We start from the raw sequence: 9,238 nt of genomic DNA, 5'->3' as shown, positions 1-9,238 counted from the left end.
TTATCTGGCAAGAGACTTAATTGATTAGTTCGCTCTAGAGCAAAAACAATTGACAAAAATCGCTAAATGCCTTTCTCTATAAGGGTTCCATCCCTTATAACCCCCGTCCATTGCATAACACAAACCGAAGAGCCAGATATTGGGGGGTTACACAAGAGCTAGAACCTCTGGAAATGCGTTACAAGGGAGATCCTTGCAACGAGGTAATCTAAACATATTGACTTTCGCTGTATAATCCAAATACAGTCTATCAACTCTCTACTTGCGCTTAGAAATTAGTTGAAGGCTTACCCGATAAGAGAGCTAGAGTTTAGAGACTGTAAGACTTTTGCTAGAGTTCTAGAAGAGGGCTAAAAAAATAGCAAACTAAGAAAATTTCTCCTTTGCTACTTTTGCCGTGAACAACTATGTTAAAGAAAGTCAATTATCTGCGATCGCTATCCTGTTTCCTCGCTATAATCCTCTGGAGTAGTCCTCTCGGGATTAACTCTAGCCTCGCTGTCAATGATAATTGTCAACTCTCCGAATCGGAAATCAAACAACAAGAAAATCTGCGTCAAACTTCCCCCCAAGAATATAACATTTTATTGCAGAAATATGCTGAACAATTGCGCTTTTGTCGTTCCCGACACTGGTTACAGGAACAAGCGATCTGGTTACGTCTTTACTCCTGTGATACCCGTCCAGGATCGATAGAAAGTATCCTCGATCGCATCGTGGCCAAAGGTTATAATATAGTTTATCTGGAAGTTTTTGCCGATGGTCAAGTCTTATTACCTCCTAACAATAATCCCACGGTTTGGGATAGCGTGATTAAAAATCCCGGTGCTGGAAATGTGGATTTATTAGCACAGGCGATTGAACAGGGACATAAACGCGGTTTAAAGGTGTATGCTTGGTTATTTAGCCTCAATTTTGGCTATGCTTATAGCTTAAAACCCGAGCGACAGGAGGTGTTAGCACGCAATGGTAAAGGACAGGATAGCACCTCTTTTGTCGATGATCGATCCCAAACTTTTGTCGATCCCTACAGTAATCAAGCGCGACAGGATTATTTAATTCTCCTAGAAGCCATTTTACAACGTCGTCCCGATGGAGTTTTATTTGATTATATTCGCTATCCGAGAGGAACAGGAGTCGATTCCGTTGCCGATAATGTCCAAGATTTATGGATTTTTAGTCCCGCATCCCGACAAGCTTTAATTAATCGAGGATTGAATAATAAGGGCAAATTTTTAATCGAACGCTATCTGACTCGTGGCCAAATTTCCCCCCATGATATCGTCGAAGCAGATCGCCTTTATCCCCAAGAAACCGCCCCTCTTTGGCAGGGTAGAATCCCCTTAGAAGAGGAGATGAAACAATCAGTTAAAAGTCGTTTTGATCGCCTCAAATTAGAACTTTGGTTCCTAGCGGTTGCCCATGCTGCCCAGGGTGTAATTGATTATATTAGTTATTTTTCTGCCCTAGTGGAACGTCAGGGAATTCCCGCCGGAGCAGTGTTTTTTCCCGATGGGAATCGTCTTGTGGGTAATCAAGGTTTTGATTCCCGTTTACAAGCTTGGGATAGTTTTCCTCCTTCCCTAGAATGGCATCCCATGTCCTACGCTAATTGTAACGATACTACCTGTGTGGTTAATCAGATCAAAAGAGTAGTGGCAAGCAGGGGAAATCAAACTCCTGTTATCCCAGCTTTAGCGGGTTTATGGGGACAACCCTATAACAATCGTCCCTCCTTAGAAGTGCAAATGGCAGCGATTCGCCTAGCTTTTCCCAGCATAGATAGTATCAGTCATTTTGCTTTTTCTTGGCAAGAACCACAATTCGATCGAGCCAGAAGATTTTGTCATAAGTAACCCCATTTACACCTCTACTTTTACTTCTTCCGTCTCTGTTTTTTCCTGTGTTGGGGGGACTATCAAAGGCGGCAGTTCCGGTTCGGCGGTGTTGAGAGTCGGTGTAATATCGACGTAGTTAATTACCGCCCCTAAAATTTTCACTTCCGCTTCTGTTAACTGGTCAGTTGCTTCACTCAAGAGACTAGAACGAGTTATGCCCTGGCGCGTTACCAGAATAATCCCGTCCGCTAGTTCTTCTAAGAGAAGAGCATCATTACAGCTAGACAGAGAAGGAGTATCCACAATCACCAGATCGAAACGGCCGCGAGAATCTTTGAGAATTAATTGTAATTCGCTCGATTCAATGATAGCTGCCGCTTGTTTTTGCGGACCGGGACTAGGCAAAATGGAAAGGTTTTCAATATTTGGGGCCAGCCGGATCGATTTACTTTTTGCCCCGTAGTAAAGTAGGGGTTCTCGGAAAGAATTGGGATCGGGAGTGACTCCGATTTCTTCGGCCTTAGAGGGACTTCTCAGATCTCCTTCTACTAACAGAGTCCGTCGGCCCGCTAAAGCGGCGGCGATGGCCAGATTATAGGCAGTGGCGGTTTTCCCCTCTCCGCCAGTAATACTGGTGACAACAACCACTTTCACCGTTTCGCCGCCGCCAACAAGTCGCAGGGTACTGCGTAAACGTTCGTAGTAGGGGAGATAATTGGCATTAGCATCGGCGAGAATCGGCTCGATTTCCTCGCCCTCTAAATTCCGGACAATGGGCAATTGTCCCAAGAGTAGTATATCCCGACTAACCAAAGCTTCCCGCAATTCTTGGGGACTGTGCAGGCGATCATCGATCACTGCTAACAGGAGAATCGTACCCAATCCGGCTAAAGTTCCCAAACCAGCACCCACCAAGAGAATCAAGGTACGATTCTTGCGGTTAAACACCTGTTCGATCGGTTGAGCAACCGGCGGTTGGGCGACGGTGAGACTACCCACGGTTTCCGCTTCTGCGGCCTGAGCATCCACCAGAGCATTGAGAATATTCTCGTAGATACCCCGTTGAAAGGCGACAGCTTGGGTTAAACGAGCTTGCTGTAGCTGTTTATCGGGGAATTTCTCGTATTGGGAGCGTAATTGCTGTTCCTGAGTCACCAAGGACTCTAATTGTTTCATTAAACCCTCGCGCTGGGTTTGCAGGGTGACTAATTGAGCCGCTAGTTGTTGACGGGTGGCATCGAGATTACTTTGCTGACGGATGCGACTGCTGGGAAGAGCGGTAAGAACGCCATCTTTTCCAATCACCTCGGCGGCTCTTTTTTGTAAGAGAGATTCGTTAACTTGCTGTTGTTTGCGTAATTTAACGACGGTGGGATGTTCGGGACGTAAATCCTTCTGTAGTCCCTCCAATTGGGCTTCCGTGTCCAATATCTGCGCTCGGATACTGGCAATAATCGGGTCGGCACTAAGGGCTGAGGAGGTGTAAGCTTGATCGGGGGTTAAATCGAGTTGTTCACTCAGACTATTAATCTGTCCTTGAATGCCTTGCAGTTCTAGGCGAATTTCTCGCTGTTGCTGTTGACTACTGGTGATAGCGGTGAATAAACTCCCGTCTTGAATCGCCAATAAATCTGAACCCTGGGTACTAATGTAGCGATAAAACTTTTCTTCGGCTCTGGTTAAATCTTTTTGGACTTCGTTCAGTCGGACACTGAGAGCTTCTATGCGGGCGCGTAACTGGGAAGTATTCAGCCAGCGACTGTATTCCACCATTTCCTTCATCAAGGTTTCGAGAATTAACTCCGCCTTGGACTGGGAGTCGGCCGTTAACTCTAAAAGTACCTCTTGGGGTTGGTCGCTATTATTTTTTTGTCCCTCCGCTTCACCGGGGAAGGTTATTTTTAAATCCTGATCGCGAATTTTAACCATCTGTTCCTGATTAAATTGCAATTTTTTGGCCGCATTGACCAATACCCGGGGAGACAGCAGTAAATCGCGATCAATAGCCCGCCCTTGTTCTTGCAGTTGGGTTCCTGTACTGGTAAAAGCCGGCGGCGGCACCCGGTAGGCCAATTGTCCCACCGCCCGATAAAAGGTGGGGGGTTTCTCAGGATCGGGTAGGAAAGCAAAGATCACAGAACCGCCTAAACAGACGAGGAAGACGAATATTCCCACAAATTTGTTCTGATCTAGCGAGATGAGAAATCGTTTAACAATTGGTAGAGCCATAGCTTTTTAATGTATTCCCAGATTCTTTACATTTTAGCGGTCAAGAGTGATTCTCGCCCTTGAAATCCTAGCTTATGAAGTTGTGTTAAGGAGTGAAGGGAGCAAGTTGCCCCTCAATTATTGGAAGTTATTGAATTGATTGCCAAAGTCGAGAATTGTATTGGTAAAACTGGAAATATCCCGGATGGGTTGGGTAATGATATTAAAAGCGGCGAAAATCTCCCCTAACAGGGTGCGGGTGACGATAATTACGTCCTGATCTTCTAAGGGAACATTTTGGGAGATATCTCCCCTAACTGCCGCTATCGGACTCAAAGTTTGACTAACAATTCCCCCTTTGGCACTATCAAAACGGAGCAGGGACACTTCATTGACATTAATCCGCAGGCGATCGGAAACTGGTAAACTAGCCACCACATCAAGGAAGCTACTGCCATTAGGAATCGAAACATTTCTCAGGGAAATTCCTGAAGGAATTGAGGGAGCTAAAACCCTGACGGTGATATTCTGCTGGGCGAGGGTGGTTCTAGCCACCAGTGTGCGATTATATCCCGTCTCTTGGCCGACTTCTAACTTGGAAACAATCACGGCATCACCTCCTTGCAGACGCATATCTGGCAAGCGTTCCCCTTTAATTAAGGGAGTATAAAGGTCAAGTTTCTCCTCTAATACTGTACCATCGACTAAAACCCGACGGACAACGATCGAACGCAGATCGGATCTGGGGGTGCCGCCACCCGCCGCCAAAAGTACCTGCGCTAGGGGAGTATTAGGAGCAACACTATAAAACCCCGGTCGCTGTACCTCTCCCAGAATGGTTAACTGGACGGGACGGGCAGTGGTTAAAACAGCAATCACTTCCGGTTCCTCCCGCAGGTATTTTCGCCCCAATTCGAGGCGGATCTTAGTTTGCACTTCGTCTAAAGTCAAGCCCAGCACCGGAATACGCCCTAAAATCGGCACCAGAAAATTACCATCGGGATCCACTGGCCCCGTGGAATTAAATTCGGGAAAATCGGGAACCGAGACAGTAATTTGATCGCCGATATCGAGTCGATAGGACTGAATTTGTCGGGATTGGCGATTATTGGGAGAGTAAACCGGAGGACTGTAGCCGGTAGGGGGAATCGTGTTTTCAGGAAAGGTGGGATTAGGCGGTTCGGGGGGCAAAAATTCCAACCCAGTTCCGGGTTGAGTCTGGGGTATGGACAAAGAACCCTGGGCCTTGAGGCTCTCGGAGGGAATTACCCATAAGAACCCTGTCAGACTAAACCCTGATAAGGCTATGGCCCCGGTTCTGAATAAACTAACTGGCAAAAACTTGTTGAGCATTGGTAGAATCATACAGATATATCAATTTATTTTCTGAGAGTTATCTAGTGGGAGAGGAACAAAGAAGCTATTAAGGACTAGAAAAGTGCCTTGAGCTAGTTTTTTTTAAACAGATAGTTGGGAGCAGAAAAACTACTTTTCTTTTTTGGTCTCAGGCAGAGAAGTTAATTGACTTAAGACATTTTGTTCTAAGTAACTTTGAACTTCCTTGGCGAGATTGAGAGCAAAGGGAGTGAGAGTTTGCAGTTCTTTCGTCGGTTCTAAGGGAATCAGCAAGGAAACGGCTATCCAGGGTACTCTCTGTCTTTTTAATTGCGCCCATTGGTCAAGCCAATACCAAACAGAGGGATCGTAATGACCACCACCTAGCCAAGCATACCATTGCACCACGGCAAAGGTATTTTGTGTCCAGGCACGATAGAATCGAGCCTTGGCCTTTCCTCCCGACTGGGTGGGGATTAATAGCTCGGTTGTTTCCCCCTGATTCCAACGACTAATCGAAGTGATATCCGACCATTCTAATCCTGGTTGATTTTTATAGTAGATCTGTGGCTTTAAAAGCACGGTGATCCTCTTGCCCTCAGGAGTTTCCACCACTTGTACCGACCATTTTCCCTCACCGATTTGTCCTTGCTGCTGATCGATGGTTTTCAGGTCAGAGAACTTGATTCCCGATTCTTGTAGGGCCAGCATTTTCTGCATATTACTGATTCTCGGTTGATCCACCCAAGACCACTGGCCAGAAATTAAATTGGGCAAGATACCCCCTACAATCAATAGCAGCAGCAGGCACAACAGCAGTAAATAATTACCCGGGAGCTTTTTTTTGACTTTATCTAACACTAAAGTTACCTCGGCTGGAATTTTTTGACTAATCATCCTGGTTACCTTCCCCTTGAGCTAGGGACTTTTTCTTAACCGCCTCGCGATACTGCATGATTTGGAAGACCAAAAGGATCAGTAATAACATAAAGACCGAGTATAAATCACCCCCCCAGCTATCGTGGAGTAATTTAAAGTTTTCCTCTTGTCCTGTGCCGTGAAACCAAGCTAAAAGCGCGTTACGAACAATATTAGCCCCGACACTAATTCCAAAGGCACTGAGGAGCATAAAGCGGGTTTTACGACCGTTTTCGATGGTATCAGTCCAATGGAGCAGCAGGAGGGTGACGTAAAGACTGGTGAATAACATTTTCAGCCCCGCACAGTAGGGAGCGACTTCCACCATCCTGCCTTCTACCGCTATATAGATACCGTCAACGGAGACATCTAGGCCTGCTTGCTGGAGAATAAAACCAGCGCAAGCGGCAATAAAAACCTGTAGGGGTAGGGTATAGGGAGCAATCAGGTAGGGGATAGGATTAGGAGTCGCTAAGGCTGTTAAAAGTAGGGGAAATCCTTGCAATTTAAAACCTTCTGTTCCTTTTAACCAGAGACAGATTCCCGCTAAAATAATCGGAAAAGACATACTAACCCAAAGGGAGGAACCGAGGAGATAAAAAATCGCTCCTAGGGTTAACAAAAACGCTCCTAGGGGGTGGGAGCGATCTTCGAGGCGTTGCCATTTTTTGCGATTCTGCCAGACAATATAGGCGGCGTAGGGAAGGCCGATCAAGCCGTGGCTAAAGTATTCGTGTTCGATGCCGATCGATTTATTCAGCCAACCATCGTACCAGTGAAAGATCACCGGACCATAGATAACCGCCAAGAAACCGATCATCAGCCAAGATTGCCGATTTTTGTGGGAGACGGGGGATAGGGAAGGACTAATACCCATAGGACGGAGCGATTTAGTGACAAATTCTGAATTTATGTTACCCGATGATCGCAGTAATCTGTTCAACAACCATTTCAATTTGCTCCTCGCTGATGCCGGGGTACATGGGGAGAGAGACAATTTCTTCACAGAGAATCTCTGCATTAGGAAAGTCTCCCTGTTGATAACCGAGGTAGCGATAGGCCGGTTGCAGATGACAAGGAATCGGATAATGAATGCCGGTTTGAATACCGACGGCAGTTAATTGTTCTTGTAGTTGTTGGCGCTCAACCGGACAATGGGGGAGAATGCGAATAACGTAGAGATGATAGACATGACCGGTCTCGGTTTCGTCTCGTACGGGTAAAATACCTTGATCGGCTAAAGGAGCCAAAAGCCTGTCGTATTGTCTTGCCGCTCGCTGACGGGAGCGATTCCAGCCTTCCAGATGGGGTAATTTAACATTTAAAATGGCGGCTTGTATGCTGTCTAAACGGCTATTAGTGCCGATATCGGTGTGGAAATACTTGCTCGGTGCGCCATAATTTCTTAAACCGCGGGCTTTTTGGCTAATTTCGGGATCATTGCTCACTAACATTCCGCCATTGCCAAAAGCACCCAAATTTTTACTGGGATAAAAACTAAACCCCGCCGCCACACCGACACTGCCGGCGCGATAACCTTCTCTACTGGCTAAATGGGCCTGGGCCGCATCTTCAAAGATAATCAGATTATAGCTGCGGGCAAAATCCTGTAATTGTTGGGGTGATACCATCTGTCCGTACAGGTGTACGGGTAGAATGGCGCGGGTGTTGGGGGTAATTCTTTGGGCAGCCGCCGCGAGGTCAATTAAGGCCGTATCGAGGTGACAATCAACTAAAACTGGTTTGGCCCCCGCTTGAATAACACCCATGAGGGTAGCGACAAAGGTATTAGCGGGGACTAGCACTTCATCCCCGGCACCGATGCCGTAAGCTTGTAAAGCCAGGGCAAGAGCAGCAGTGCCAGAAGCTACTCCCACAGCATACTCGACTCCGCAAGCTTGGGCAAAGGCGGTTTCAAATTCGGCTAAAGCTTGGCCTAAAACAAAATCTCCTCGGTCGATAACTGTTTGGATTGCCTCGGTAATTTTTGCTTGTAGGGGCTGATTTTGCCAAGTTAAATCAACAAAGGGAACTTTGATTAAATGGGAATTCATCTATTGCTTGTTTAGGGAGATATTATTAAGTATTCAAGAGACTAGCATAGGTTTGATCAAGTTGTCTAGATTTGTAGGCTCTCTTGTCCTTGTGTTCTTTGTGCCTCTGTGGTTTATCCTTAATCCTTCTGGGATAACCTGAGAAAAAGTATAGGCTAGGCTAGATTCTAACCCAGCTAAACCAAGAGAGCCGATTGGTATTCAGGGGGTTTGGCCTTGACTTGGCCAAAAGAATCAAGTTGACTGCCTAGCTATTTATTTTTGCCGCCAAACTTTGAAGATAATTACTAAGTGGGTGGGTGGAATTAAATATAAGATGAACGTAGGTTGGGTTGAAGTATGAAACCCAACGCCTCAACGGATTTAATATTGTAAAGTTTCAATACAAATATGGTCAGATATAGTCATTAATAGTAGTATGCACAGACAAAACTATCAGACTAAGCAAAAAAACAGGAATAAGTTATCGAACGGCTTGGAGGTGGTGGAAACAAGGGAATTTAAGGCTCTTCGGGAATTGTTATGCAAATAATTAACTTAAAATAAAATTCGATGAGAGTGCCTACGCTCAAAAGTAGCTGAAATTCATACAGGAAAGGACTTAAGGCACAAATAAGTTATACTTTAGACGTTCATAATCTGAGATTTATTAAACTTCTGAAATCGTAGAGTCAGCAAGGAATCCAGTTCTTTTTTATGTTTCAAATGGGCATCATTCAAACATTCATAAATGGCTGAAGAAAAGTCAGAAAAGTTTTCATAGTATTTACCATACAAACATTTCTTTTTGACAAATTTCCACAGCCTTTCAATTAAATTTAGATTAGGCGAATAAGACGGCAAATAGAGTAGCTCTATTGACAAAGAAAGAGCCAATTCTTCAAC

General features: G+C 45.4%; 7 protein-coding genes. 1 reads left to right on the top strand and 6 read right to left on the bottom strand.

Going from position 1 to position 9,238, the window contains the following annotated elements:
* The first annotated feature begins 407 nt into the window (after positions 1 to 407).
* The gene (locus tag O9290_RS21125) at positions 408 to 1,856 is read left to right on the top strand and encodes a family 10 glycosylhydrolase (RefSeq protein WP_288059682.1); all 1,449 of its coding nucleotides are present in this window, start codon (positions 408 to 410) and stop codon (positions 1,854 to 1,856) included.
* A gap of 6 nt (positions 1,857 to 1,862) precedes the next feature.
* On the opposite strand, the gene O9290_RS21120 is transcribed toward O9290_RS21125, so the two are convergent.
* The 6 genes from O9290_RS21120 to O9290_RS21095 all read right to left on the bottom strand — a co-directional run.
* On the bottom strand, positions 1,863 to 4,067 hold the full coding sequence (locus O9290_RS21120) for a GumC family protein (protein WP_288059679.1): 2,205 nt from the start codon (positions 4,065 to 4,067) through the stop codon (positions 1,863 to 1,865).
* Between the two features lie 117 nt (positions 4,068 to 4,184).
* A complete protein-coding gene (locus O9290_RS21115; protein ID WP_002758250.1) occupies positions 4,185 to 5,399 on the bottom strand; it encodes a polysaccharide biosynthesis/export family protein in 1,215 nt (404 codons plus the stop codon).
* 132 nt (positions 5,400 to 5,531) lie between these two features.
* On the bottom strand, positions 5,532 to 6,278 hold the full coding sequence (locus O9290_RS21110) for a cyanoexosortase B system-associated protein (RefSeq protein WP_002758251.1): 747 nt from the start codon (positions 6,276 to 6,278) through the stop codon (positions 5,532 to 5,534).
* Positions 6,271 to 7,176 carry a cyanoexosortase B gene (gene crtB, locus O9290_RS21105; protein ID WP_288026424.1) on the bottom strand — a complete coding sequence of 302 codons (906 nt, stop codon included), beginning with the start codon at positions 7,174 to 7,176 and terminating at the stop codon, positions 6,271 to 6,273. The genes O9290_RS21110 and crtB overlap by 8 nt, the downstream gene beginning before the upstream one ends.
* A 37-nt stretch (positions 7,177 to 7,213) precedes the next feature.
* On the bottom strand, positions 7,214 to 8,353 hold the full coding sequence (locus tag O9290_RS21100; RefSeq protein WP_288059676.1) for a DegT/DnrJ/EryC1/StrS family aminotransferase: 1,140 nt from the start codon (positions 8,351 to 8,353) through the stop codon (positions 7,214 to 7,216).
* Positions 8,354 to 8,977: 624 nt separating this feature from the next.
* A partial coding sequence (locus O9290_RS21095) for a transposase (RefSeq protein ID WP_288087513.1) occupies positions 8,978 to 9,238 on the bottom strand: 261 nt, incomplete at its 5' end.

This window comes from Microcystis sp. LE19-41.2A, from assembly GCF_027530405.1.
GTDB lineage: Bacteria > Cyanobacteriota > Cyanobacteriia > Cyanobacteriales > Microcystaceae > Microcystis > Microcystis aeruginosa.
This window is presented reverse-complemented; position numbering and strand designations above follow the sequence as displayed.